Source organism: Ralstonia sp. NFACC01 (assembly GCF_900115545.1).
Lineage (GTDB): Bacteria > Pseudomonadota > Gammaproteobacteria > Burkholderiales > Burkholderiaceae > Ralstonia > Ralstonia mojiangensis.
The window spans coordinates 137,002-160,134 of the sequence record NZ_FOWV01000006.1 but is presented as its reverse complement, the minus strand read 5'-3'; the positions used below and the strand labels follow the sequence as shown (position 1 = coordinate 160,134).

General features: G+C 63.0%; 27 protein-coding genes and 1 other RNA gene. 17 read left to right on the top strand and 11 right to left on the bottom strand.

The features are described from left to right. The first annotated feature begins 111 nt into the window (after positions 1 to 111). The 4 genes from BM136_RS16820 to BM136_RS16805 all read left to right on the top strand — a co-directional run bounded on the left by BM136_RS16820 (position 112) and on the right by BM136_RS16805 (position 3,279). The gene (locus BM136_RS16820) at positions 112 to 1,020 is read left to right on the top strand and encodes a glutamate/aspartate ABC transporter substrate-binding protein (RefSeq protein WP_092973280.1); all 909 of its coding nucleotides are present in this window, start codon (positions 112 to 114) and stop codon (positions 1,018 to 1,020) included. A 98-nt stretch (positions 1,021 to 1,118) separates the two neighbouring features. Further along, positions 1,119 to 1,847 (top strand): amino acid ABC transporter permease, encoded by a 729-nt coding sequence (locus BM136_RS16815; RefSeq protein WP_092973278.1) that lies wholly within the window; start codon positions 1,119 to 1,121, stop codon positions 1,845 to 1,847. Between the two features lie 17 nt (positions 1,848 to 1,864). Continuing rightward, positions 1,865 to 2,548 carry a glutamate/aspartate ABC transporter permease GltK gene (gltK, locus tag BM136_RS16810; RefSeq protein WP_092973276.1) on the top strand — a complete coding sequence of 228 codons (684 nt, stop codon included), beginning with the start codon at positions 1,865 to 1,867 and terminating at the stop codon, positions 2,546 to 2,548. After that, positions 2,545 to 3,279 (top strand): amino acid ABC transporter ATP-binding protein, encoded by a 735-nt coding sequence (locus BM136_RS16805; protein ID WP_092973274.1) that lies wholly within the window; start codon positions 2,545 to 2,547, stop codon positions 3,277 to 3,279. The genes gltK and BM136_RS16805 overlap by 4 nt, the downstream gene beginning before the upstream one ends. Before the next feature lie 66 nt (positions 3,280 to 3,345). On the opposite strand, the gene BM136_RS16800 is transcribed toward BM136_RS16805, so the two are convergent. Continuing rightward, positions 3,346 to 4,176: a class II glutamine amidotransferase gene (locus BM136_RS16800; protein ID WP_024976643.1), complete on the bottom strand. Its 831-nt coding sequence runs from the start codon at positions 4,174 to 4,176 to the stop codon at positions 3,346 to 3,348. A 157-nt stretch (positions 4,177 to 4,333) separates the two neighbouring features. Here BM136_RS16800 and BM136_RS16795 point away from each other — a divergent pair, with 157 nt between their 5' ends. The 4 genes from BM136_RS16795 (at position 4,334) to rnpB (ending at position 7,860) form a co-directional block, all read left to right on the top strand. Continuing rightward, a complete protein-coding gene (locus BM136_RS16795) occupies positions 4,334 to 5,632 on the top strand; it encodes a glycerate kinase type-2 family protein (protein ID WP_092973272.1) in 1,299 nt (432 codons plus the stop codon). A 33-nt stretch (positions 5,633 to 5,665) separates the two neighbouring features. Beyond that, the gene (gene pyrC / locus BM136_RS16790; protein ID WP_092973271.1) at positions 5,666 to 6,700 is read left to right on the top strand and encodes a dihydroorotase; all 1,035 of its coding nucleotides are present in this window, start codon (positions 5,666 to 5,668) and stop codon (positions 6,698 to 6,700) included. A 1-nt stretch (position 6,701) separates the two neighbouring features. Further along, positions 6,702 to 7,505: a DUF3025 domain-containing protein gene (locus tag BM136_RS16785; RefSeq protein WP_092973269.1), complete on the top strand. Its 804-nt coding sequence runs from the start codon at positions 6,702 to 6,704 to the stop codon at positions 7,503 to 7,505. Between the two features lie 13 nt (positions 7,506 to 7,518). After that, positions 7,519 to 7,860: RNase P RNA component class A (gene rnpB / locus BM136_RS16780), an RNA gene on the top strand. 1 nt (position 7,861) lies between these two features. Here the strand turns inward: rnpB and BM136_RS16775 are convergent. Beyond that, a complete protein-coding gene (locus BM136_RS16775; RefSeq protein WP_092973268.1) occupies positions 7,862 to 8,308 on the bottom strand; it encodes an OsmC family protein in 447 nt (148 codons plus the stop codon). A 700-nt stretch (positions 8,309 to 9,008) separates the two neighbouring features. Here BM136_RS16775 and rplM point away from each other — a divergent pair. The 5 genes from rplM (at position 9,009) to erpA (ending at position 11,777) form a co-directional block, all read left to right on the top strand. Further along, complete coding sequence (rplM, locus tag BM136_RS16770; protein ID WP_009239122.1) at positions 9,009 to 9,437, top strand: 50S ribosomal protein L13; 429 nt, start codon at positions 9,009 to 9,011, stop codon at positions 9,435 to 9,437. A gap of 12 nt (positions 9,438 to 9,449) precedes the next feature. Continuing rightward, on the top strand, positions 9,450 to 9,842 hold the full coding sequence (rpsI, locus tag BM136_RS16765) for a 30S ribosomal protein S9 (protein WP_004633190.1): 393 nt from the start codon (positions 9,450 to 9,452) through the stop codon (positions 9,840 to 9,842). A 230-nt stretch (positions 9,843 to 10,072) separates the two neighbouring features. Continuing rightward, positions 10,073 to 10,828 carry a DUF6776 family protein gene (locus BM136_RS16760; protein ID WP_092973266.1) on the top strand — a complete coding sequence of 252 codons (756 nt, stop codon included), beginning with the start codon at positions 10,073 to 10,075 and terminating at the stop codon, positions 10,826 to 10,828. A gap of 43 nt (positions 10,829 to 10,871) precedes the next feature. Beyond that, complete coding sequence (locus BM136_RS16755) at positions 10,872 to 11,276, top strand: bactofilin family protein (RefSeq protein WP_092973264.1); 405 nt, start codon at positions 10,872 to 10,874, stop codon at positions 11,274 to 11,276. Between the two features lie 126 nt (positions 11,277 to 11,402). Further along, complete coding sequence (erpA, locus tag BM136_RS16750) at positions 11,403 to 11,777, top strand: iron-sulfur cluster insertion protein ErpA (RefSeq protein ID WP_004633183.1); 375 nt, start codon at positions 11,403 to 11,405, stop codon at positions 11,775 to 11,777. A 66-nt stretch (positions 11,778 to 11,843) separates the two neighbouring features. Here erpA and BM136_RS16745 read toward each other — a convergent pair whose 3' ends face one another. Continuing rightward, positions 11,844 to 12,998 carry an anhydro-N-acetylmuramic acid kinase gene (locus tag BM136_RS16745; RefSeq protein ID WP_092973262.1) on the bottom strand — a complete coding sequence of 385 codons (1,155 nt, stop codon included), beginning with the start codon at positions 12,996 to 12,998 and terminating at the stop codon, positions 11,844 to 11,846. Between BM136_RS16745 and BM136_RS25410 the strand changes: the two genes are divergently transcribed. The 4 genes from BM136_RS25410 to BM136_RS16730 are packed head-to-tail and all read left to right on the top strand — an operon-like array spanning position 12,997 to position 15,649. After that, complete coding sequence (locus BM136_RS25410) at positions 12,997 to 13,188, top strand: hypothetical protein (protein WP_175537156.1); 192 nt, start codon at positions 12,997 to 12,999, stop codon at positions 13,186 to 13,188. The genes BM136_RS16745 and BM136_RS25410 overlap by 2 nt on opposite strands. Next, complete coding sequence (gene tyrS, locus BM136_RS16740) at positions 13,175 to 14,440, top strand: tyrosine--tRNA ligase (RefSeq protein ID WP_092973758.1); 1,266 nt, start codon at positions 13,175 to 13,177, stop codon at positions 14,438 to 14,440. The genes BM136_RS25410 and tyrS overlap by 14 nt, the downstream gene beginning before the upstream one ends. After that, a complete protein-coding gene (gene dtd, locus BM136_RS16735; RefSeq protein WP_092973260.1) occupies positions 14,437 to 14,949 on the top strand; it encodes a D-aminoacyl-tRNA deacylase in 513 nt (170 codons plus the stop codon). The genes tyrS and dtd overlap by 4 nt, the downstream gene beginning before the upstream one ends. 19 nt (positions 14,950 to 14,968) lie before the next feature. After that, positions 14,969 to 15,649, top strand: coding sequence for a histidine phosphatase family protein (locus tag BM136_RS16730; protein WP_092973258.1), 681 nt, complete (start codon positions 14,969 to 14,971; stop codon positions 15,647 to 15,649). On the opposite strand, the gene BM136_RS16725 is transcribed toward BM136_RS16730, so the two are convergent. The 8 genes from BM136_RS16725 to dusB form a co-directional block, all read right to left on the bottom strand. Continuing rightward, on the bottom strand, positions 15,646 to 16,362 hold the full coding sequence (locus BM136_RS16725; protein ID WP_092973256.1) for a queuosine precursor transporter: 717 nt from the start codon (positions 16,360 to 16,362) through the stop codon (positions 15,646 to 15,648). The genes BM136_RS16730 and BM136_RS16725 overlap by 4 nt on opposite strands. A gap of 27 nt (positions 16,363 to 16,389) precedes the next feature. Continuing rightward, positions 16,390 to 17,463, bottom strand: coding sequence for a Holliday junction branch migration DNA helicase RuvB (gene ruvB / locus BM136_RS16720; protein ID WP_092973254.1), 1,074 nt, complete (start codon positions 17,461 to 17,463; stop codon positions 16,390 to 16,392). A gap of 64 nt (positions 17,464 to 17,527) precedes the next feature. Beyond that, positions 17,528 to 18,109: a Holliday junction branch migration protein RuvA gene (ruvA, locus tag BM136_RS16715; protein ID WP_012761185.1), complete on the bottom strand. Its 582-nt coding sequence runs from the start codon at positions 18,107 to 18,109 to the stop codon at positions 17,528 to 17,530. 99 nt (positions 18,110 to 18,208) lie between these two features. Beyond that, a complete protein-coding gene (locus tag BM136_RS16710) occupies positions 18,209 to 19,351 on the bottom strand; it encodes a glycerophosphodiester phosphodiesterase (RefSeq protein ID WP_092973252.1) in 1,143 nt (380 codons plus the stop codon). Between the two features lie 87 nt (positions 19,352 to 19,438). Further along, positions 19,439 to 19,984, bottom strand: coding sequence for a crossover junction endodeoxyribonuclease RuvC (ruvC, locus tag BM136_RS16705; RefSeq protein ID WP_092973250.1), 546 nt, complete (start codon positions 19,982 to 19,984; stop codon positions 19,439 to 19,441). Between the two features lie 83 nt (positions 19,985 to 20,067). Then, a complete protein-coding gene (gene purH, locus BM136_RS16700; protein ID WP_092973247.1) occupies positions 20,068 to 21,642 on the bottom strand; it encodes a bifunctional phosphoribosylaminoimidazolecarboxamide formyltransferase/IMP cyclohydrolase in 1,575 nt (524 codons plus the stop codon). A gap of 96 nt (positions 21,643 to 21,738) precedes the next feature. Next, positions 21,739 to 21,972: a Fis family transcriptional regulator gene (locus tag BM136_RS16695; RefSeq protein ID WP_024976627.1), complete on the bottom strand. Its 234-nt coding sequence runs from the start codon at positions 21,970 to 21,972 to the stop codon at positions 21,739 to 21,741. Continuing rightward, on the bottom strand, positions 21,969 to 23,036 hold the full coding sequence (gene dusB / locus BM136_RS16690; protein WP_092973245.1) for a tRNA dihydrouridine synthase DusB: 1,068 nt from the start codon (positions 23,034 to 23,036) through the stop codon (positions 21,969 to 21,971). Before dusB ends, BM136_RS16695 begins: the two co-directional genes overlap by 4 nt. Between the last annotated feature and the right edge of the window lie 97 nt (positions 23,037 to 23,133).

The window sequence follows — 23,133 nt, the reverse complement described above, 5'->3', positions numbered from 1 at the left end:
CAGAGGAAAAACTCCGTTGGATTCAACGATTTAGTGGCAACACCAATACTGTCGCCAAACGTTTTTTGGTACAGTCCCGTCTTTCTCTTTCATGGTCAAAAGGAGACTTTCATGAACCTCGCCAAGCTGGCAACCGTGGTTGCAGCCGTTGGTGTCGCCGTTGGTGCCTTCGGCAGCGTTGCCCACGCAGAAGAGCTGACTGGTACGCTCAAGAAGATCAAAGACACCGGCACCATCACGCTGGGCGTGCGCGATTCGTCGATTCCGTTCAGCTACAACGTCGGCGGTGTCCGCACGATCGGCTATTCGTACGACGTCGCCACCAAGATTGCTGAGGACGTGAAGAAGCAGCTCGGCCTGAAGGATCTGAAGATCAACGAGATTCCGGTCACTTCGCAAAACCGCATCACGCTGCTGCAGAACGGCACCATCGATCTGGAGTGCGGTTCGACCACGAACAACCTCGAGCGCCAGAAGCAAGCATCGTTCACGAACACCATCTTCATCATCGGCACGCGCATCATGGTGAAGAAGGATTCGGGCATCAGCGATTGGGCACAGCTCAAAGGCAAGAACGTTGTGACCACCGCTGGCACGACGTCGGAACGCCTGCTGCGCAAGATGAATGATGACAAGCAGATGGGCATGAACATCATCAGCACGAAGGACCACGGCCAGTCGTTCCTGACGCTGGAATCGGGCCGCGCTGTTGCGTTCATGATGGACGACGCCCTGCTGTACGGCGAGCGCGCCAAGGCCAAGAACCCGGCTGACTGGGTGGTCGTGGCCAAGCCGCAATCGCGCGAAGCCTACGGCTGTATGGTTCGCAAGGACGACAAGCCGTTCAAGACCCTGGCCGACAAGACCATCGCCGGCATGATGAAGGATGGCTCGATCGCAGCCGAGTACAAGAAGTGGTTCGAGCAGCCGGTTCCGCCCAAGGGCGTGAACATGGAGTTCCCGCTGTCGGACGACATGAAGGCGCTGATCAAGAACCCGAACGACAAGGCTCTTGACTGATCGGCTCCCTCAACGGGCCTGATACAAGCGTCACGAAACGGAAGGCAAAGGCCGGTTAACAGGTCTTCTCCCTTCCGTTTCTTTTTGAGGGAACCATCATGAATTACCACTGGAACTGGGGCGTCTTCTTTTCGGAAGCCGCCCAGAATCAGACCTATCTGGACTGGCTGCTGGCGGGGTTGAAGACCACCGTCGTGCTCGGCCTGTCTTCCTGGATCATCGCGCTCGTCATCGGCTCCGTGCTGGGCGTGCTCCGTACGGTGCCGAACAAGTGGCTGTCGGGCCTTGCCGCAGCGTACGTGGAGCTGTTCCGCAACATTCCGCTGATCGTGCAGCTCTTCATCTGGTACTTCGTCATGCCCGAGCTCGTGCCGGGCGGCGACTACATCAAGCAGATGAACCCCAATACGGCGATGTTCCTGTGCGCGATGCTGTGTCTCGGTACCTTTACCGCGGCGCGTGTCTGCGAGCAGGTGCGCTCGGGTATCAATTCGCTGCCGCGCGGGCAGCGCAACGCCGGACTGGCCATGGGCTTCACGCTGGCGCAGACGTACCGCTACGTGATGCTGCCGATGTCGTTCCGCATCATCGTGCCGCCGCTCACGTCGGAGTTCCTGAACATCTTCAAGAACTCGGCCGTGGCATCGACCATCGGTTTGCTGGAGCTTGCCGCACAGGGCCGCCAGCTGGTTGACTACACCGCGCAGCCGTACGAATCGTTCATCGCCGTGACGCTGATGTACATGCTGATCAACCTGACCGTAATGGGCTTGATGCGCTGGGTGGAAGCACGTTCCCGGTTGCCTGGCTTCATCGGTGGCAAGTAATCGGACGAGGACTCTTCATGGCTTATCAATTCGATTTCTCGTCCATCAATGTCGACAACATGCGCGTGCTCGGCGAGGGGATGGTTCTCTCGCTCGAGATCACGGGTACGGCCATCCTGGTCGGCATCGTCTGGGGCACGCTGCTCGCGATGATGCGCCTCTCTGGCATCAAGCCGCTGCAGTGGTTCGGGCAGGCGTACGTGAACCTCTTCCGGTCCATCCCGCTGGTGATGGTGCTGCTGTGGTTCTTCCTGATCGTGCCGCAGGTGCTGCAGCGGATCTTCGATCTGTCGCCGGCAACCGACATGCGCATGACGTCTGCGCTGGTCGCTTTCGCGCTGTTTGAAGCGGCGTATTACTCGGAAATCATCCGCGCCGGTATCCAGAGCGTGTCGCGCGGACAGATGTTCGCGGCCTACGCGATGGGCATGACGTATGGCCAGGCCATGCGTCTGGTGATCCTGCCGCAGGCATTCCGCAACATGATTCCGCTGCTGCTCACCCAGGCCATCGTCCTGTTCCAGGATACGTCGCTGGTGTATGTGAGCGCGCTGTCGGACTTCTTTACCCAGGCATACAACATCGGTGAGCGCGACGGCCGTATCGTCGAGCTGCTGCTGTTTGCCGGCTTGTGCTATTTCGTGATCTGCTTCGGCGCCTCCGTGCTGGTGAAGCGACTTCAGAAGAAGGTGACCCAATGATCGAGATCAAGAACGTTTCCAAGTGGTACGGCCAGTTCCAGGTGCTGACCGACTGCACCACCAGCGTGAAGAAGAGCGAGGTGGTGGTGGTGTGCGGCCCGTCGGGTTCGGGCAAGTCCACGCTCATCAAGACTGTCAATGCGCTGGAGCCGTTCCAGAAGGGCGACATCCTCGTCGACGGCACCTCGGTGGGCGCCAAGAGCACTAACCTGCCGAAGCTGCGTTCGCGCGTGGGCATGGTGTTCCAGAACTTCGAGTTGTTCCCGCACCTGTCGATTACCGAAAACCTGACGATCGCACAGCAAAAGGTGCTGGGCCGCTCGAAAGAAGAAGCCATGGCCAAGGGCCTGAAGTATCTGGACCGCGTGGGCCTGAAGGCGCACGCGGCCAAGTACCCGGGCCAACTGTCGGGCGGTCAGCAGCAGCGCGTGGCAATCGCACGCGCGCTGTCGATGGACCCGATCTGCATGCTGTTCGACGAGCCGACCTCCGCGCTGGACCCGGAAATGGTCAACGAAGTGCTCGACGTGATGGTGGAACTGGCCAAGGAAGGCATGACGATGATGTGCGTGACCCACGAAATGGGCTTCGCGCGGAAGGTTGCCAACCGCGTGATCTTCATGGACCAAGGCCGCATCGTTGAAGACTGCGAGAAGGAAGAGTTTTTCGGCAACATCGATGCTCGTTCCGACCGCGCCAAGCAGTTCCTGTCGAAGATCCTGTCGCATTGATCGACGGTTCCCGGCAACAAAAGCCGCTCTTTCGAGAGCGGCTTTTTTTTTGTGGGCGACGCGGCGTCAGGTGCAGGCGGTGTTGGCAGCGTTGGCGATTTGCACGGCTTCCGGAATCGGCACCTTGGTTGCCATCGTGGCCTGACCCGATTCGAACATCAGCAGCTCGCCCGGCACGAACTGCGTCCAGACTTCGTTGTCGGTGAGCGGCGCGGTGGCAATGACAGCCACGCGGTCGGCTGGCGTCGTGTATTTGGCGAAGTCGATCGTCATGTCGGCATCGATCAAATGCGCCGTCGAGAACGGCCACTGCCGCACGATGTAATACAGCCGCGTCGAGCAATGCGCGAACTGCGCCTGCCCGTTACACAGCAGGAAATTGAACACGCCGTAGCGGGTAATTTCCTTGGTGATGTCAGACAGCGCGTAGAACAGCTCGTTGAGCGGCGGCTGCGAACCCGGAAAGCGCTTGCGCAGCGCCTGCATGATGAAACAGAAGGCGAGTTCGCTGTCGGTATCGCCCACGGGCTGGTAGACGCCGGAGAGGAACGGCGAGAAGTTCTTCAGGTCGCCGTTGTGGGCAAAGATCCAGTGCCTGCCCCACAGCTCGCGCATAAAGGGGTGGCAGTTTTCCAGCCGCACCGTGCCCTGCGTCGCCTTGCGAATGTGCGAGATGACGTTCTTGGACTTGATCGGGTAGCGCTTGACCAGTTCCGCTACCGGCGAGGTACCGGCAGACTGGTTGTCGATGAACAGGCGGCATGCCTTGTCTTCGAAGAAGGCGACGCCGAAGCCGTCGGCATGGTGGTCGGTCACGCCACCGCGCGCGGCGAACCCCGTGAACGAGAACGTCACATCGGTCGGTTCAGCGCAGTTCATGCCCAGCAGCTGGCACATGGTGGGGAAAAAGTCGGATGCAATAAAATAATCATTATCCTGCCGGCCGCCGGGGGTGCCAAGCGCCTTCGTCTTCACCGCGCCGCGCCTGGGGGCGGGCGTTGCGCACATGCTGCACGCAACCGTCTTCAGACTGCCTTAACCGGAAGCCATTCCCATGAAGCTTGACCGCACCGCCGCCCGCGCCCTCCTGCTGGAGAGCTATGCCGCCGCCGTGGGCGCGGCCGATCCGCTAAAAATCGTCGCAAACTTCCTCCCGCCGCCGCATGCCGGCGGCAAAACCCTGGTGGTTGGCGCCGGAAAGGCGGCCGCGTCGATGGCGCTGGCTGTCGAGCAGGCCTATGCTGGCCGCGCACAGATCGAGGGCGTGGTCGTCACGCGCTATGCGCATGGGCTGCCGACCGAGCATATCCGCGTCATCGAGGCTGGGCACCCGGTGCCGGACGAGGCGGGCGAACAAGCCGCGCGGGAAATCCTGGATCGCGTTTGCGCGCTTACTGAAAACGACCGCCTCATCGTGCTGGTCTCGGGCGGCGGCTCCAGTCTGCTGTCCCTGCCCGCCGAGGGCATCCCGATGGTCGACCTGAAAGCCGTGACGCGCGAGCTGCTGCGCTGCGGCGCGCCCATCACCGACATGAACATCGTGCGCAAGCACCTGTCGCGTATTCAAGGCGGGCGGCTCGCTGCTGCATCACGGGCGTCGGTCACGACGCTGATCGTTTCGGACGTGGCTGGCGACGATCCGAGCGCCATTGCCAGCGGCCCGACCGTGCCGGATGCGAGCACCTACGCCGATGCGCTCGCCATCCTCAAACGCTGGGGCGCTCACATGCCGGACACCGTGCGCGCACACCTCGAACGTGGCGTGCGCGGCGAGATTGCCGAAACGCCCAAGCCGGGCGACGCCTGCTTTGCACGCGTGACCAATCACGTCATCGCCACTGCGCAACAGAGCCTCCAGGCCGGTGCGCGGGTATTTGCGGCGCGCGGTATCCACACGGCCATCCTTGGCGACACGGTGACTGGCGAGGCGCGCGAAGTCGCCCAGGTATACGGTGCGCTGGCGCGGCAGGTTCGCCAGCATGGCGCCCCGTTTGTGGCGCCGGTAGCACTCATCTCCGGCGGCGAATGCACTGTGACGATTCCGCCGAGCCTGGCCGGCGGCCGCGGCGGACGCTGCGCGGAGTTCCTGCTCTCGCTCGGCATCTCGCTCGAAGACATGGGCGATGTGTATGCGCTCGCTGCCGATACAGACGGCATCGACGGATCGGAGGACAATGCGGGTGCGCTGCTTGACCCCGACTCCATCGCCCGCGCCGCCGCTAAGGGCATCGCCGCCCGCGCCGCGCTCGACGCCCACGACGCCTACGGTTGCTTTGCCGCTGCCGATGACCTGATCGTCACCGGCCCGACGCGCACCAACGTCAACGACTACCGCGTCATCCTCATTCTCTGATTCACGTTTTTGCTGACCGCTTCCGCACGCACCATGACTGACACTCTTACGATCGTCCGCCCCGATGACTGGCACCTGCACCTGCGCGACGGCGATGCTCTCGCCGATGTGGTGTGCGACACCGCGCGCCAGTTCGGCCGGGCGATCATCATGCCCAACCTCAAGCCGCCGGTGACCACCACTGCACAGGCGCGCGCCTACCGCGAGCGTATTCTCGCCGCGTTGCCAGCCGGCACGCAGTTCGAGCCGCTGATGACGCTGTACCTGACTGATAACACCTCGCCCGACGTCATTCGCGAGGCCAAAGCCAGCGGCTTCGTGCACGGTGTCAAGCTGTACCCCGCCGGCGCCACCACCAACAGCGATGCCGGCGTCACCGACCTGCGCCGCTGCGCCAAGACGCTGGAAGCCATGCAGGAAGTCGGTATGCCGCTGCTCGTGCACGGCGAAGTGACCGACCCGACCGTCGACATCTTCGACCGCGAGGCCGTCTTCATCGACACGGTGATGCTGCCGCTGCGCCGCGACTTCCCCGCGCTGAAGGTCGTGTTCGAGCACATCACCACCAAACACGCGGCCGAATACGTGCGCGATGCGGAAGGCCCGGTCGGCGCGACCATCACCGCGCATCATCTGTTGTACAACCGCAATGCGCTGTTTGTCGGCGGCATCCGCCCGCATTACTACTGCCTGCCGGTGCTCAAGCGCGAAACGCACCGCCTGGCGCTGGTGGCCGCGGCTACCTCGGGCCACCCTCGCTTCTTCCTCGGTACCGACAGCGCGCCGCATGCCAAGGGTGTGAAGGAACACGCCTGCGGTTGCGCCGGCTGCTACACCGCGCTGCACGCCATGGAGCTGTACGCCGAGGCCTTTGAAGACGCCAACGCGCTCGACAAGCTCGAAGGCTTTGCGAGCCTGCACGGGCCGGATTTCTACGGCCTGCCGCGCAACGCCGGCACGCTCACGCTCACGCGCTCGCAATGGCAGCTTCCCGCCGAAGTCCCGTTCGGCGAGCAGACGCTGGTGCCGTTGCGCGGCGGCGAGATGCTGCGCTGGAAGTCCGTCTGATTTGGCGGTGGAATGTTTGGGTGCGGTCGACTGGAGCCATCCAGCGTTCGCACCGCTGGCAGCGGTCGGCGCCCCAATTGCACGCGCGATTGAGGGCGGCGCCGATCTTCGAGACGCCCTGAACGCGCATCCGGCTGCGCAGGCAATTCGCACCTCCGGCGGCCATACGCTGCGCTTCATCCCGCAAGATGCGCTACCGGCCGGCACGGCCTATGAAGCACACGTCGCCGCCACCGGCCGGGTGCCGACGCGGGACAATCTCCACGATTTCTTCAACGCACTGATCTGGCTGCATTGGCCGCTTGCCAAGGCAGCGCTCAATGCGCGCCAGGCGCGGGCGATTACGCGGGACGGAATTGGCGCGGCACGCGGCACCGTTCGCGATGCCGCCACGCTGTTCGACGAGAACGCCCTCATCTTCCTGCACACCAAAGACGCACCCGAGCGAAGCCTGTCCGGGTTCGATTGGCGTGGCTTGTTCGTCGAGGGCAGGGCAGCGTGGGGCACAACCTGCGCCGTTCTGCCGTTCGGCCATGCGCTGCTGGAAAAGTTGGTTGCGCCGTACAAGGCGATCACTGCACATGCGTGGCCGCTGCACGTGGCTGCGTTACCAGCGGATCGTACTTCGCTCGATGGTGCGCTGGCAGAGATGCTCTTGCACATCGATCTGGCACCCAGCAGCTTCCGTCCGTTGCCTGTCATGGGCATTCCGGGGTGGTGCGATGCCAATGAGGACGCCGGCTTCTATCTGGATACGACCGTCTTTCGCCCGGGCCGGCGGCGATTTTTGCCGGAACAGTGCTAGACTCGCGCCTCGCGAAGCGGACCAGACAACCGCTGCTTCCGCCGCCTCGTGCGAGTGGAAGGGGAGGAAAGTCCGGACTCCATAGAGCAGGGTGATGGCTAACGACCATCCACGGTGACGTGCGGAATAGGGCCACAGAGACGAGTCTTCGCCCCGGCTTCGGTCAGGGCGAAGGGTGAAACGCGGTAACCTCCACCCGGAGCAATCCCAAGTAAGCAGGCGATGAAGCGGCTCGCTGAGCCTGCGGGTAGGGAGCTTGAGCCGGCTGGCAACAGCCGGTCTAGAGGAATGGTTGTCACGCCGCTGGTTTCGGCCACGCGGCGCACAGAATCCGGCTTATCGGTCTGCTTCGCTTCTTATTCCGATGCCGTCGGCTGCGTGGCCAAGTCCACCAGTTCCAACGAGTGCGTGATCTCGGCCGTCTTGGCCAGCATGATCGACGCTGAGCAGTACTTCTCGTGCGAAAGCTGCACGGCGCGTTCGACCGTTTCCCGCTTCAGCTTGCGCCCCGTCACCGTGAAGGTGAAGTGGATGCGCGTGAAGACCTTCGGATCGGTCTCGGCGCGGTCGGCATGCAGCTTGACGCTGCAACCTTGCACGTCCTGGCGGCCTCGCTTGAGAATCAGCACCACGTCATAGGCGGTGCAGCCACCGGTGCCTAGCAAGACCATTTCCATCGGGCGCGGTGCAAGGTTGCGGCCGCCGCCGTCGGGTGCGCCATCCATCGTGACGAGATGGCCGCTGCCGGTTTCCGCCAAAAAGGCCATCCCATCCGGGCCAGTCCAGCTCACTGTGCAATCCATGTCCAATCCTTGTGCAGAGGGTCGACGATCGCCGACGAAAAGCCACATTGTAGTCATCGGTCCTCGCGCGCGTTGACACCTTAGGGTCAACGCGGCTTGACAGTGACACCCGCCCGAAAAGGTGCAACCCGACTTTCTTGCACCGAAATCGCGCGGAAATTCGAGGAATATCTCTAGCGGAAAGCAAGCGGTTGAGTACAGGAGATGCGTAAGTAATTGATTTGAAAATGGATATCGTGATTTTTCGGTCCTTGACTTTCTTTCCGTATTACGAAATGAGATTTCGTAGTGCAAATTTCCTTGCGTGTGCCCCAGAAATGGGTATAATTTGCACCATTGGATCGGCTGATGCGGTGCAACCCACCAAGTCAACGATCAGCAGGTGTCTCCTCCACCCTCCTCCTTTGGTGGATTCAAACCCAAGCTTGATGGCTTGGGTTTTTTTTCGCTTGTAAAGCCCGCTCGCGCCTTTTTCCTTGTGTCAAGGAGTCTGTGCGGGGTACAATCGAAATCTTTTCCGGATTGCCCGCGGAAAAGAAATCCAGAGAGCCCGCACCAACAAGCGGGAAGGCGGGCCGGCGATGACCTCGCATGGGGTTGCGCAGGCGTCCGCAAGACGATCCGTTCGTGATCAGTTTGAACGCAAGTTCTCAGCGCGATACGGGTCCACTCGGGCACTGACTCAATATTTGGAAAAATCATGAAGACCTTTTCCGCAAAGCCCCATGAGGTGAAGCGCGATTGGTACGTGATTGACGCGACGGACAAGGTCCTCGGGCGTGTCGCCAGCGAAGTGGCACACCGACTGCGCGGCAAGCACAAGCCCGAATTCACTCCGCACGTCGATACCGGCGATTTCATCATCGTTATCAACGCAGCCAAGCTGCGTGTGACGGGCGCCAAGACGACCGACAAGAAGTACTATCGCCACTCGGGTTACCCGGGCGGTATCTACGAAACGACGTTTGGCAAGATGCAGCAGCGTTTCCCGGGCCGCGCCCTGGAGAAGGCTGTGAAGGGCATGCTGCCGAAGGGTCCGCTGGGCTACGCGATGATCAAGAAGCTGAAGGTTTACGCCGAAGGCTCGCATCCGCACGAAGCTCAGCAGCCGAAAGCGCTGGAAATCTAAGGGGCCTAATCCATGATCGGAAACTGGAACTATGGCACCGGCCGCCGCAAGAGCGCTGTGGCACGTGTCTTCATCAAGTCCGGCAAGGGCGACATCATCGTCAACGGCAAGGCCATCAACGAGTACTTTGCTCGTGAAACCTCGCTGATGATCGTGCGTCAGCCGCTGGAACTGACCAACCACGCAGCTACGTTCGACATCAAGGTGAACGTGGTCGGCGGCGGTGAAACCGGCCAAGCCGGTGCGGTGCGTCACGGCATCACCCGTGCCCTGATCGATTACGATGCAACGCTCAAGCCCGCCCTGTCGAAGGCCGGTCTGGTGACGCGCGATGCACGTGAAGTCGAGCGTAAGAAGGTTGGTCTGCGCAAGGCCCGCCGCGCCAAGCAGTTCTCGAAGCGTTAATTCGTTTCCTGCTGCTTCAGCAAAAAGCCACACCCTTGGGTGTGGTTTTTTGTTTTGAGGGTTCGAACCAAACGGTGTGATGTCTTCAGCGCCTCGCTTACCCTTTGCAACAGCTCCGACATGTCTGCGAGACTACAATTCACATTTCGTTAGCGTTCGGTCCGTATGATGCAATCCACTGTTTCTCCTAATCCGATTCTGATTCGCCACGCGGATCAGGAGGCGGGCGCATGAAGGCGCGTCGCTTGTTGCGTCGTGCTTCCCTGCTTGCCCCGAACGTCACCGTACGTTCGCGCCTGCCTTGGCCGGTCACGGTGTTGTTGATTGCGGTGGTATTTGGGCTTGCGGCAGCTGCCGCGCTGTGGGCGTTTGAAGAAGGGCGCCGTCTGACGGGCCCGCACGACTCCGATTTGCGTGCTATGAATCGTGAGTTGACTGCCAAGTTGGCCGCCGTACAGGCCGAGCGAGACAAGCTTTCCGCATCGGCCGGCACGGTGGATGCCCGTCTCGGGATTGCCGAAGGTGCACAGGCGCAGATGGCCGAGCAACTCAAGGCGCTGGAAACCGAGAACGCACAGCTGAAAGAGGACTTGGCCTTCTTTGACAGTTTGTTGCCCGCACCTACCAATTCCGCCGGTATCTACGTGCGCAGCTTCCGCATCGCACCGGACGAGGCACAGCCGACACGCATGCGGTTCCGTGTTCTGCTGATGCAAGGCGGCGGCAAAGCCTTTGCACCGGTCTCCGAATTCGAGGGGCAACTGGCGCTCACGCTGAACGTGGTGCAGGGTGGCAAAGCTGCTACGATCGATTTCCCGGGCACGGCGGCCAGCGGATCACCCGTTACCAGCGCCCGCGTCAAGCTCACGCACTACCAGCGCCTCGAGGGCTGGGTGGACGTGCCCCCCGGCACCACGGTGCAATCGGTGATGGTGAAAGTGATGCAGAACGGCAAGATCAAAGCGAGCCAGAGTTTTTCCATCTGACGGGCGTTGTCCTGTCGAGGATCCGTACACAGAGGAGTCGACGATGCTGTTTGGCAAGAAGAAAGGGCTGGCGATCGAAACGCTACTGGGCGCCCGCACCAAGCTGGAGGGGGATCTGCGCTTCTCAGGCGGTCTGCGGATCGACGGCGAGATTAAGGGCAACATTTACGGCGATCCCGACAAGCCCAGCATGCTGGTGATTACCGATAGCGCACGCGTCGAGGGCGAGGTGCATGTCGGGCATCTGATCCTGAACGGCACCGTGGTTGGCCCGGTGCATGTGGCGGAGCTGCTGGAGTTGCAGCCGAAGGCACGCATTGAGGGCAATGTGCAATATGCGGCGTTGGAAATGCACCAGGGCGCGGTCGTCATGGGCATGCTGACGCACGCGGCACCTGGCGATGTGAAGTTGCTGCCCAATCTGAAGCTGGCGTCCAATCAGGATTGATCACATCGCGCGCTGGCCGTTGCTGCCGCACCGCACAATGCCCACTTGAAACGCAAGGCTTCGGCACGATTTGCAGCTTGCGCTTAAAATACAAGCAAGTTTCAGACGTTCCCACAGGAGATTTTCATGAACGCAGTCGCGCAGGCAGCCACGCCCGATGTGAACGAGGTTCCGGCTCCGCTGGTCTTTACCGACAGCGCTGCGGACAAGGTCAAGCAACTGATTGAAGAAGAAGGCAACCCGGAGTTGAAGCTGCGCGTGTTCGTGCAAGGCGGCGGGTGCTCGGGCTTCCAGTACGGCTTCACCTTTGACGAAGAGACCAACGAAGACGATACGACCATGACCAAGAATGGCGTGTCGCTCTTGATCGACTCGATGAGCTACCAATACCTGGTGGGCGCCGAGATCGACTATAAGGAGGACATCAACGGCGCGCAGTTCGTCATCAAGAACCCGAATGCTTCGACCACGTGTGGTTGCGGCTCGTCGTTCTCGGTCTGACGCCGCATCGATGTCAAAGAAAAAGCGCACTTCGGTGCGCTTTTTTGTTGCCTGCAAATTGTGCGCTCAAGCGGGGTAGATCGCGCCGAGGATGCGACCGCCCGATGCGCCGGTCGCGGTGTGCAGATTGCCGTGGGCACGGAGCACGCACTGGCGCGCGAGCCATGCGAAAGCGAGGGCCTCCACCTGATGCGCGGGCACGCCGAAGTCATCTGTCGGGGCGACTCGCACGGCCGGCAATTGCTGCGCGATACGTGCCATGAGTGCGCCATTGCGGGCACCGCCGCCGCAGACCAGCACTGACGCGGCCTGCGGCGCATGGGCACGTACGGCATCAGTGATGGTGTCAGCGGTGAGGGCGAGCAGCGTGGCTTGAACATCTTCGGGGCGAGCCGTGTTCAGCGCATCGCCGAGGGTTTGTTGCAGCCACGCAGGGTTGAACAGGTCGCGGCCGGTGCTCTTGGGCGGCGGCGTGGCAAAGAACGGCTCGGCCTTCAAACGAGCGAGTCGGGCTTCGTCGACGCGTCCAGTGCGAGCCCAGGCGCCGTCGGCGTCGTAGCGGGTATCGCGGTGCGTGTGGACCCAGTAGTCCATCAACGCGTTGCCGGGGCCACAGTCGAAGCCGAGTACAGCGTCGCGCGCGTCGGAGGCCTGCGGCGGCAAGACGGTGAGGTTGGCGATGCCCCCGATGTTGCAGACCACACGCCATGCATCAGGCAGGCCGAACAGCGCGCGATGCAGCGCCGGGACGAGCGGCGCCCCTTGGCCTCCGGCGGCGATGTCGCGGCTGCGGAAATCGGCAATGACGTCGATGCCAGTGCGTTCAGCCAACACCGCCGGGTGCTGGGTTTGGCGCGTGTAACCGATGCCATCGTGCGTGCCGGGCTGATGGCGAATCGTCTGCCCATGGGCGCCGATGGCCTGCACGTCGCGCGCTGCCAGACCGGCGGCAGCAAGCAGCTGGGCAACGCAGTCGGCGTAGGCCATGGCCAGGGCATTGGCGGCCAGCGCCTCGCGATGGATCTCGTCGTGGCCGGCGTGTTGCAGGTCTAGAAAGCGCTGGCGCAGTTCGGGCGAGAAGGGCATGTAGGCGTCGGCGAGGACGGCCGGGTGTTCGCCGGAAAAGTCCGCCAGCACGCCATCGACGCCGTCCAGGCTGGTGCCCGACATCAAGCCGATGTAGCGGTCGCTGGGGAGTGCGGTGTGGTTGGGATAGCTCATGCGCGACAGCTTACCAGCGCAATGGCGGGCCAAATGGACACATCACGGTAAAATCCCCGGATTGCGCGGCCGGCACGGTTCAATCGATGTCGGTCATCGCGCACGCACCGTTTCCCTGATTGTTGATCCGTTCGCGCCGTTTTCCAATGTGCGGCGCGGTGACCTTTCTTTTTGCCATGACTGCACCTGACACTTCCGCCGCTTCCGATAACGCCACGCCGGCCAAACCCAAGTACCCGGTGACCCCGGAGGTGGCGCACGCGATGGAAGTGTCGCTGCGCGGCTGCGACGAACTGTTGATTGCTGCCGAGTGGGAGCAGAAGCTGGCCAAGAGCGCTGCGACCGGCGTGCCGCTGCGCATCAAGCTGGGCCTGGATCCGACGGCGCCTGATATCCACATCGGCCACACCGTGGTGCTCAATAAGATGCGTCAGTTGCAGGACCTGGGGCACCAAGTGATCTTCCTGATCGGCGATTTCACCTCGACGATCGGTGACCCGTCCGGCCGCAATGCCACGCGCCCGCCGCTCACGCGCGAGCAGATCGAGACCAACGCGCAGACTTATTACCGTCAGGCCAGCATGGTGCTGGATCCGAGCAAGACTGAAATTCGCTACAACAGCGAATGGTGCGACCCGCTGGGCGCGCGCGGCATCATCCAGCTTGCCGCCAAGTACACCGTCGCCCGCATGATGGAACGCGACGATTTCACCAAGCGCTACAAGGCCGGCGTGCCGATTTCGGTGCACGAATTCCTCTACCCGCTGATGCAGGGCTACGACTCGGTCGCGCTCAAATCCGACCTGGAGCTGGGCGGCACCGATCAGAAATTCAACCTGCTGGTCGGCCGCGAATTGCAGAAGGAATACGGCCAGGAGCCGCAGTGCATTTTGACGATGCCGTTGCTGGTTGGCCTGGACGGCGTGGAGAAGATGTCCAAGTCCAAGGGCAACTACGTTGGTATCAGCGAGGCGCCGAACGAGATGTTCGGCAAGCTGATGAGCATTTCCGACGACCTGATGTGGACGTACTACACGCTGCTGTCGTTCCGCCCGCTGGCCGAGATCGATTTGATGAAGCAAGAGATTGCGCTGGGCCGCAACCCGCGCGATTGCAAGGTGCTGCTGGCGCAGGAGATCGTTGCCCGCTTCCACAGTCAGGCCGATGCCGAACGCGCGCTCGAAGATTTCAACCACCGCGCGCGCGGTGGTGTGCCGGACGATATTCCGCAGATCGAGCTGGCAGGCGCGCCGCTGGGCATTGCGCAGCTGCTCAAGCAGGCTGGCCTTTGCCCGTCCACCTCAGATGCCAACCGCAATATCGAGCAGGGCGGTGTGAAGATCGACGGCACCGTCGTCAGCGACAAGGGCCTGAAGGTGGAAGCCGGCACCTTCGTGATGCAGGTCGGCAAGCGTCGCTTTGCGCGCGTGGTGTTGAAGTGATTGGACTGATCCAGCGTGTGTCTGAAGCGGCTGTCCGTGTGGACGGCCGCGTCGTCGGCGAGATTGGCCCCGGGCTGCTGGCGCTTGTCTGTGCCGAACGCGGTGACACCGCCGCCGAGGCCGATCGTCTGCTGGAGAAGCTGCTCAACTACCGCGTGTTCTCCGACGCGCAGGGCAAGATGAACCTGCCCGTGCGCAACATCGACGGCAACGGGCAGGCAGGTGGCTTGCTGGTGGTATCGCAGTTCACGCTGGCGGCTGACACCAAGTCTGGCACGCGGCCGAGCTTCACGCCCGCTGCTGCGCCGGAAGATGGCCGCCGCCTGTACGAACACTTCGTGGCGCGCGCCCGTGCACAGCACCCCATCGTGGCGACCGGCGAGTTTGGCGCCGACATGAAGGTGTCGCTAGTCAACGATGGCCCGGTCACATTCTGGCTTCAGGTGGCGCCGCAAGCCGCTGCGTCTGTTGCCAAGACTGCCACGCCGGAAGCGGCCAAATCTGTCTGATTCGATCGGGAACCCTGTGATGCCACGCGCCGCCGCCATCCCCCTGCCGATGCCGCAGATCACGCACATCGTGCTGATCCGCCACGGCGAGACCGACTGGAACCGTGAACGCCGCCTGCAAGGCCAGCTCGACGTACCGCTGAACATGCAAGGGCTCGAGCAAGCGGCGCAGTTGGGCAAGGCACTCGCGCGCGAGCAGTTCGATGCGGTCTATGCGAGCGATCTGTCGCGGGCTAAGCAGACGGCGCAGGCCCTGGCAGATGAAGTGGGTGTGACCGTGCGCGACGACGCCGGTTTGCGCGAGCGCTGCTACGGCGAGTTTGAAGGCCTGACCTACGCTGAAGTCGCCGCACAGCATCCAGCAGACTTTGATGCCTGGCAAAATCGTGTGCCCGAATTTGCCCCGCCCGGCGGCGAGACCCTCACTGAATTCCACGAACGTGCGGTCGAGACTGCGCTTCGCCTGATCCGTCGCCACCCCGGCGAGCGCATCGCGCTGGTCAGCCATGGCGGCGTACTCGATTGCCTGTATCGCCAGGCCAACGCCATGACGCTCACCGAGCCGCGCCAGCATGAGCTGCGCAACGCGAGCATCAACCGGCTCTCATCCGACGGCCATCAACTGACCGTACTGCAATGGGGGGATGTCGCGCACCTGGATTTGCTGGTGCTCGACGAGGTGGACCGCCGCGTCCCTTAAACCTTCAGCCGGAACGGCGTGAAGTTCGTATCGCGGTCGTAGTAATCCTCATTTTCAGTGCGCTTGAGGAAGGCGACGACGCGGTAGGTGAGCGGCGTTGCGACAATCTCCCAGCCGGTCTTGAGGATGTATTGCGCGATGGCCACGCGCAGCACCTGTTCGTGCGGCCAGATGCCGTAGAAGGCGATCACGTAGAACAGCGAAGAGTCGACCGCCTCGCCCACCACCGTGGACCCGACAATGCGCGTCCACAGCCATTTTCCTTCCGTAGCGATCTTCATCTTCGCCAACGTGTAGCTGTTGGCAAAGCTGCCACACCAGAACGCAATCAGCGACCCGGCGACGATGCGGGGTGTGTTGCCGAACACGTCGTTCAGGCTCTTCTGGTAGTCCGCCATGAATGGCGCTACCGGTAGCGCCAGCACGACCAGCGACATGAACGACGCGAAGATCAGTGCGGCAAAGCCCGCCCACACCACGCGCCGGTCGCGCCCGTAGCCGTACACCTCGGTAAGGATGTCGCCAAAGATGTACGAGATCGGGAAGAACAGCACACCAGCGCCAAACGTGACCGGCCCGATGATCGGCAGTGTGACCTGCGCCGCCTTGGCCGCGCCGATCAGGTTCGAGCACAGCAGCACCGTGACAAAGGCTGCCATGACGAAGTCGTAGTAGCGGAACGTGCGGTTCGGGTGGTGCGGGGCGGCGGACATGTCGGGGCGGGCGGCGCTGGTGGAAGCTTATTGATTGTCGTCCCAGAGCTCTCGCACCGGCCCGCTCTTGGGGGCACCCAGCCCGAAGTGCTGGTATGCCGAGGCTGTTGCCACGCGTCCGCGTGGCGTGCGCTGCAGGTAGCCTTGCTGGATCAGATAGGGCTCGAGCACGTCTTCAATCGTGTCGCGCTCCTCGCCGATGGCGGCCGCCAGGTTGTCGATACCGACCGGGCCGCCGTTGAACTTGTGCAGGATCGCTTCGAGCAGCTTGCGATCCATCAGGTCGAAGCCGACTGCATCCACATCGAGCATCGCCAGCGCGGCATCGGCGACTTCTCGTGTGATGATGCCGTCGGCCTTGACCTCGGCATAATCGCGCACGCGGCGCAGCAGGCGGTTGGCGATACGCGGGGTGCCGCGTGAGCGTTTGGCGATTTCCAGCGCGCCCTCGTCGACGATGTGGGCGTTTAGCAGGCCCGACGAGCGCATGACGATCTTCGCCAGCTCGGCGGGCGTATAAAACTCCAGCCGGGCAACGATACCGAAACGGTCGCGCAGCGGATTGGTCAGCATGCCGGCGCGGGTGGTGGCGCCCACCAGCGTGAACGGCTGCAGATCGAGCTTGACCGAGCGCGCCGCCGGGCCCTCGCCGATCATGATGTCGATCTGGTAGTCCTCCAGCGCCGGGTACAGGATTTCTTCCACCACGGGCGAGAGCCGGTGAATCTCGTCGATGAAGAGGACGTCGTTGGCTTCGAGGTTTGTGAGCAGCGCGGCCAGGTCGCCCGGGCGCTCCAGGACGGGGCCCGAGGTCTGGCGCAGGTTGACGCCCATCTCGCGCGCGATGATGTGCGCCAGCGTCGTCTTGCCGAGACCCGGCGGGCCGAACAGCAGCACGTGGTCCAGCGCTTCGCTGCGGTTCTTGGCCGCGGTCATGAAAATGTCGAGCTGGCCGCGCACCTTTTCCTGGCCGACGTATTCGTCGAGCAGCTTGGGGCGCAGTGCGCGCTCGAACGCCTCCTCGTTGGGGGAGGCGGGGGAGGCTGAGATGATGCGCTCAGCAGAGACAGCCTTGGCGGCGAGCTTGTCGGTTTCGATCATGACGGGCAGACGGCGCCGGGACGGCGCGAGCAGGCCATTCTACCGTCTCGCCGCGCCCGGAGCGTCAGCCTTTGGACAGCGCCTTGAGCGCCAGCTTGATGCCTTCGGAGACACCTGTGCCGGCCGGCACTTGCTTGATGGCCAGCGCCGCTTCCTTGTCGGAATAGCCCAGCGCGAGCAGGGCATTGAGCACGTCGACCGCGTCGTCCGACACAGCTGGGCCGCCCGGCACTGCGCCCAGGTCGGCGCCAAGTTTGCCCTTGAGTTCAAGCAGCAGCCGCTCGGCCGTCTTCTTGCCAATGCCCGGAATGCGCGTCAGCCGCCCGGCTTCCTGCAGCGTCACGGCTTGCGCGAGTTCGGCCACCGACATGCCCGACAACACCGCCAGCGCGATGCGGGCGCCGATGCCCGAAATCTTGATGAGCTGACGGAAGGTTTCACGCTCGGCCGCGGTGCCGAAACCGTAGAGCAGGTGGGCGTCCTCACGCACGATCTGCTGCGTGAGCAGGACGACCTTTTCGCCGGTGGCGGGCAGGTTATAGAACGTGCTCATCGGCACGTCGATCTCATAGCCGACGCCGTGGCAATCGACCAGCAGGTGCGGCGGGTTCTTTTCGATCAGCGTCCCGGCGATGCGTCCGATCATGGGTGGGGTTCCTCCTCCAAAACGGGACGCAGTGTAGCCCAAACCTACCGCGCGGCCGATCCGGGTTCAGCCGCTCGCTACGGTTTCGATGCGCGAAGACTAGCGTTTGAAGGTCGACACGGCTTGCCGCCCGACGGCAGGATCGTCGGTGAAGAAGCCGTCAACGCCCGCGCGCAAGAATGCCTGAATCTCCGTAATCGAGCCGTTGACGTTGCGTGTGTTGTCCGCACCGCTGCGCAGCGACGGCGGCAAAAAGGTGTTCTCTGGTCGGAACGTGTACGGATGGACGAGCAGCCCGGCGTTGTGCGCGTTGCGGATCAGGTCCGTCGGGTCGGGCAGCTTGCCGTTCGCGTCGAGGCCCATGATGCTGCCCTTGTCCGGGCCGACGCCATTGGCGTATGCGGCAATGTCGCGCATGCCCTGGCTCGTCATCATGTCGCCGAAGGTGCGGCTGTCTTTGGCGACCACAAAGTCGTAGGGCTGTCGTCCGGATGTGCCCATCAGCTGCACGAGCTTCCAGTTTGGCTGGCTGCTGCCGATCTTGTTGCGGATGGCCTTGAGGTTGGCGACTTCGAACGACTGGATGTAGACCGTCGTGCGGCTGGCCGTGAAGGCGTCGCGGCGCAGGCCGTCGATCAGCCTGTCTTCGAGCGGCAGACCGATCGACTGGAAGTACGTCGGGTGTTTCGTCTCCGGATAGATGCCGATGTTGCGGCCGAGCCTGGCGGATTGGTCACGCGCCAGCGCGATGATCTCGTCGAGTGTGGGGATGTCGAACTGATCGTTGTAAGCGACGTTGTCGGGGCGGATGTTCGGGATGCGTTCGCGTGCGCGCAGCGTTTTCAATTCACCCAGCGTGAAGTCTTCGGTAAACCAGCCCGTGACGCTCTGGCCATCGATCGTCTTGGTGGTCTTGCGGCCGGCAAACGTGGCGACGTCGGCCACATTGGTCGTGCCAGAGATTTCGTTCTCGTGGCGCGCAACCAGCACGCCGTCTTTGGTGGAGACGAGATCCGGCTCGATGATGTCCGCGCCGTCGTCGATGGCCTTCTGGTACGAGGCCAGCGTGTGCTCAGGCCGCAACGCAGGCGCACCGCGGTGGCCGATCACCTGGACGGTGGCGATGGGTGTGGTGTTGCCACCGCCGTTGCCGCCACCGTGGTTGTATTCCAGCCGGCAGGCGGACAACACCAGCGATGCACTCAAGACGAACGGGCTCAGCAGGATGAGACGGCACAGCATCGGGGGGCTCCTGAATCCTGAAGACGGGTACCCCGCATGGTAGTCGCCGCGTGTGGGTGCAGCTACCCGCCGTCTTTAAGAATCCTGTCAGCCGACGAGGCGCCCGCGCCGCACGCGCAAGCCCTTTTGCGCAAGCTGCGGCGCCAGCCCGGCCATGGCAGCCAGCGTCTCGCCGCCGTGCGCATGGCAGATCGCCACGCCCAGCGCGTCAGATGCATCCGCCCCGGGTTTGCCCTCGAGGTTGAGCAAGCGCACGACCATTTCCTGCACCTGATCCTTGTTGGCGCGGCCGTAGCCAACCACGGCCTGCTTCAATTGCAGCGCCGTGTATTCGAATACGGGCAGGTCGCCGCTCATCAGGCCGCAGATCACCGCGCCGCGGGCCTGGCCCAGCAGCAGGGTCGATTGAGGGTTGACGTTGACGAACACCTTTTCGATGGAAGCGCAGTCCGGCCGGTATGTGCTCACCAGTTCAGAGACGCCGTCGTACAGCGTCTTCAGGCGACTGGGCAGGTCGGCATTGCCGTTGCTCTTGATCGTGCCCGAGGCCACGTAGACGAGCTTGTGGCCGTGCCGTTCGAGCACGCCGAAACCCGTGGTGCGAAGGCCGGGGTCGATGCCGAGGATGCGCATGAAATGGAGCTGAGCAGAAAAGAAAAACGGGGCAGGCGCCAGTCTACGCCTTGCCCCGCTGATCGGTCGATCGACCGTGCCGTTTAGTGGCGGAAGTGGCGAGTGCCAGTGAAGATCATCGCCACGTTGCGCTCGTCCGCAGCGGCGATCACTTCATCGTCGCGCACCGAGCCGCCCGGCTGGATCACGCACGAGGCGCCCGCATCGACCACCACATCCAGACCGTCGCGGAACGGGAAGAACGCATCGGACGCCACGGCCGAACCGGCCAGCGTCAGGCCCGCGTTCTGCGCCTTGATGCTGGCGATGCGTGCGGAGTCCACACGACTCATCTGGCCGGCGCCCACGCCCAGCGTCATGCCGCCGCCGCAGAACACGATGGCGTTCGACTTGACGAACTTGGCCACGCGCCAGGCAAACATCAGGTCGTCCATTTCCTTCGGCGTCGGGTGGCGCTTGGTGACAACGCGCAGCTCGCTCGGCTGCACGTTCTTGGCATCCGGGCTCTGCACCAGAAGGCCGCCGCCAACGCGCTTGAAGTCGTACGCGTTCACGCCCTTTCCCAGCGGAATCTCCAGCACACGCACGTTCTGCTTGCCTGCGAACACGGCACGTGCGCCTTCCGAGAAGCCCGGGGCGATCAGCACTTCGACGAACTGCTTGGCGACGATGTGCGCCGCGGCTTCATCCAGCGGCACGTTGAAGGCGATGATGCCGCCGAAGGCCGAGGTCGAGTCGGTCTTGAAGGCCTTCTCATACGCCTCTTGCGCGGTGCCGCCGATGGCCACGCCGCACGGGTTGGCGTGCTTGATGATCACGCATGCCGCGCCCTTGGCCGGGTCGAACGACTTCACGCATTCCCACGCGGCGTCGGCGTCGGCGATGTTGTTGTACGACAGCTCCTTGCCCTGCAGCTGCTTGTAGGCTGCCAGCGCGCCGTCCGTGGCCTTGAGGTCGCGGTAGAAAGCTGCGGATTGGTGCGGGTTCTCGCCGTAGCGCATTTCCTGCACCTTCTCGAAGGCCAGGTTCAGCGTTTGCGGATAGACGCTGCGCGTGCTGTGCGACTTGTCGGCGCCGAGGCTCGTCAGGTAGTTCGTGATGGCGCCGTCGTACTGCGCGGTGTGCGCGAACACCTTCTTCGCCAGCATGAAGTTGGTTTCGTAGCCGACCGTGTTGTTGTTGGCCTGCATTTCGGCCAGCACGGTGGCGTAGTCGGCCGGGTCAACGATGACCGTCACGTCGCGATGGTTCTTGGCCGCCGAGCGCAGCATGGTCGGGCCGCCGATGTCGATGTTCTCGATGGCGTCGGCCAGAGTGCATTCGTCCTTGGCGACCGTCTGCTGGAACGGGTACAGGTTCACCACCAGCAGGTCGATGGTTGGGATGCTGTGTTCGGACAGCGCGGCCATGTGCTCGGGCAGGTCGCGGCGGGCCAGGATGCCGCCGTGCACCTTCGGGTGCAGCGTCTTGACGCGGCCGTCGAGCATTTCCGGAAAGCCGGTGTAGTCCGCCACTTCCGTCACGGGCAGGCCGGACTCGGCGAGCAGCTTGGCGGTGCCGCCGGTGGAGAGGAGCTTGACGCCGCGCTCGTGCAGGGCACGGGCAAAGTCGACGATGCCGGTCTTGTCGGAAACGGAAAGCAGGGCTTGCTGGATCATGGTGGAAACGCCGGTGGGCGGGTGTGGCGCTGGGTTTGCCGAGTTGGCAGGAGGCGCCGTCAGAAAGGAAATCGGTTCAAAGGCCGGCCTGCGACCTCAGATGAGGCCGTGCTGCTGCAACTTCTTGCGCAGCGTGTTTCGGTTGATGCCGAGGTAGTCGGCCGCCTGCGACTGGTTGTTGGAAGCCCATCCCATCACGGTTTCCAGGAGCGGCCGTTCAATGGCCTGCAGCACCATGTCGTAGACATTGGACGGGTTCTCGCCGTCCAGGTCACGGTAATACGCATCCAGGCTGTCGCGGATGCAACGTTCGATCGGATTGCGGCTCATGCGGCAAGCAGTTCCTTGTTATTGTCGTTGTTGCCCGTCGTGGGGTGGTCGCCACCGCTGGCTTGGTCTTCGTAGACCAGACGGTCGGACAGCGCACGCTGCTCGTCGAAGAACGCGTTGACGGCGGCTAACTGGGCCGCGGTGTCCTCGATGGTGTTCATGCGGTGGCGGAACAGGTTGGCCCCCGCCAACCCGCGCGTGTACCAGGCGATGTGCTTGCGTGCGGTGCGCACGCCGGTGTATTCGCCATAGAACGCGTAGTGCTCTTCCAGATGCGCATTCATGATGCCGCGAATCTCTTCCACTTCCGGCGCCGGCAGCAGCGTGCCGGTGTGCAGGAAATGCTCGATCTCGCGGAACAGCCACGGGCGCCCCTGCGCCGCGCGGCCGATCATGATGGCGTCCGCTCCGGTCACGGCCAGCACGTGCTTGGCCTTGGCCGGCGTGGTGATATCGCCGTTGGCGACCACCGGAATGCGCACCGATGCCTTGACCGCGGCGATGGTGTCGTATTCAGCATCACCGTGATACAGATCGGCGCGCGTGCGGCCGTGCACGGTCAGCATGCTGATACCGGCATCCTCCGCAATGCGCGCCACGCTCAATGCGTTGCGGTGTTCGCGGTCCCACCCGGTGCGGATCTTCAGCGTCACAGGCACGCGATCGCCGACTGCGCCGACCACGGCCTCGACAATGCGCTGGACCAGCGGCTCGTTCTGCAGCAGGGCAGAACCGGCGGCCACGTTGCACACCTTCTTGGCCGGGCAGCCCATGTTGATATCGATGATCTGCGCGCCGCGATCGACGTTGTAGCGCGCGGCTTCGGCCATCATCATCGGCTCGGCGCCGGCAATCTGCACGGCGATCGGCTCGACCTCGCCCGTGTGGTTGGCGCGCCGCATCGTCTTCTCGCTTTTCCACAGCTGCGCGTTGGACGCGACCATTTCCGACACCGCATAGCCCGCGCCCAGCCGTTTGCACAGCTGACGGAACGGGCGGTCCGTCACGCCCGCCATGGGGGCGACGAACAGGTTGTTGCGGAGGATATGCGGTCCGATCTGCAAGGCTGGCGAGGAGAAGCGGCTGAAAGAAACGAAAAATCACCCCTTCCGCCCAGCGTCGGATGACGATCGGGCGGAGCGACGGGAGTGAAAAATGCGA

Coding starts and splice junctions, on each gene's coding strand:
- BM136_RS16820 (WP_092973280.1), top strand. CDS start 112: ATGAACCTCGCCAAGCTGGCAACCGTGGTTGCAGCCGTTGGTGTCGCC.
- BM136_RS16815 (WP_092973278.1), top strand. CDS start 1,119: ATGAATTACCACTGGAACTGGGGCGTCTTCTTTTCGGAAGCCGCCCAG.
- gltK (WP_092973276.1), top strand. CDS start 1,865: ATGGCTTATCAATTCGATTTCTCGTCCATCAATGTCGACAACATGCGC.
- BM136_RS16805 (WP_092973274.1), top strand. CDS start 2,545: ATGATCGAGATCAAGAACGTTTCCAAGTGGTACGGCCAGTTCCAGGTG.
- BM136_RS16800 (WP_024976643.1), bottom strand. CDS start 4,176: ATGTGCCAGCTGCTGGGCATGAACTGCGCTGAACCGACCGATGTGACG.
- BM136_RS16795 (WP_092973272.1), top strand. CDS start 4,334: ATGAAGCTTGACCGCACCGCCGCCCGCGCCCTCCTGCTGGAGAGCTAT.
- pyrC (WP_092973271.1), top strand. CDS start 5,666: ATGACTGACACTCTTACGATCGTCCGCCCCGATGACTGGCACCTGCAC.
- BM136_RS16775 (WP_092973268.1), bottom strand. CDS start 8,308: ATGGATTGCACAGTGAGCTGGACTGGCCCGGATGGGATGGCCTTTTTG.
- rplM (WP_009239122.1), top strand. CDS start 9,009: ATGAAGACCTTTTCCGCAAAGCCCCATGAGGTGAAGCGCGATTGGTAC.
- rpsI (WP_004633190.1), top strand. CDS start 9,450: ATGATCGGAAACTGGAACTATGGCACCGGCCGCCGCAAGAGCGCTGTG.
- BM136_RS16760 (WP_092973266.1), top strand. CDS start 10,073: ATGAAGGCGCGTCGCTTGTTGCGTCGTGCTTCCCTGCTTGCCCCGAAC.
- BM136_RS16755 (WP_092973264.1), top strand. CDS start 10,872: ATGCTGTTTGGCAAGAAGAAAGGGCTGGCGATCGAAACGCTACTGGGC.
- erpA (WP_004633183.1), top strand. CDS start 11,403: ATGAACGCAGTCGCGCAGGCAGCCACGCCCGATGTGAACGAGGTTCCG.
- BM136_RS25410 (WP_175537156.1), top strand. CDS start 12,997: ATGCGCGACAGCTTACCAGCGCAATGGCGGGCCAAATGGACACATCAC.
- BM136_RS16745 (WP_092973262.1), bottom strand. CDS start 12,998: ATGAGCTATCCCAACCACACCGCACTCCCCAGCGACCGCTACATCGGC.
- tyrS (WP_092973758.1), top strand. CDS start 13,175: ATGACTGCACCTGACACTTCCGCCGCTTCCGATAACGCCACGCCGGCC.
- BM136_RS16730 (WP_092973258.1), top strand. CDS start 14,969: ATGCCACGCGCCGCCGCCATCCCCCTGCCGATGCCGCAGATCACGCAC.
- BM136_RS16725 (WP_092973256.1), bottom strand. CDS start 16,362: ATGTCCGCCGCCCCGCACCACCCGAACCGCACGTTCCGCTACTACGAC.
- ruvB (WP_092973254.1), bottom strand. CDS start 17,463: ATGATCGAAACCGACAAGCTCGCCGCCAAGGCTGTCTCTGCTGAGCGC.
- ruvA (WP_012761185.1), bottom strand. CDS start 18,109: ATGATCGGACGCATCGCCGGGACGCTGATCGAAAAGAACCCGCCGCAC.
- BM136_RS16710 (WP_092973252.1), bottom strand. CDS start 19,351: ATGCTGTGCCGTCTCATCCTGCTGAGCCCGTTCGTCTTGAGTGCATCG.
- ruvC (WP_092973250.1), bottom strand. CDS start 19,984: ATGCGCATCCTCGGCATCGACCCCGGCCTTCGCACCACGGGTTTCGGC.
- purH (WP_092973247.1), bottom strand. CDS start 21,642: ATGATCCAGCAAGCCCTGCTTTCCGTTTCCGACAAGACCGGCATCGTC.
- BM136_RS16695 (WP_024976627.1), bottom strand. CDS start 21,972: ATGAGCCGCAATCCGATCGAACGTTGCATCCGCGACAGCCTGGATGCG.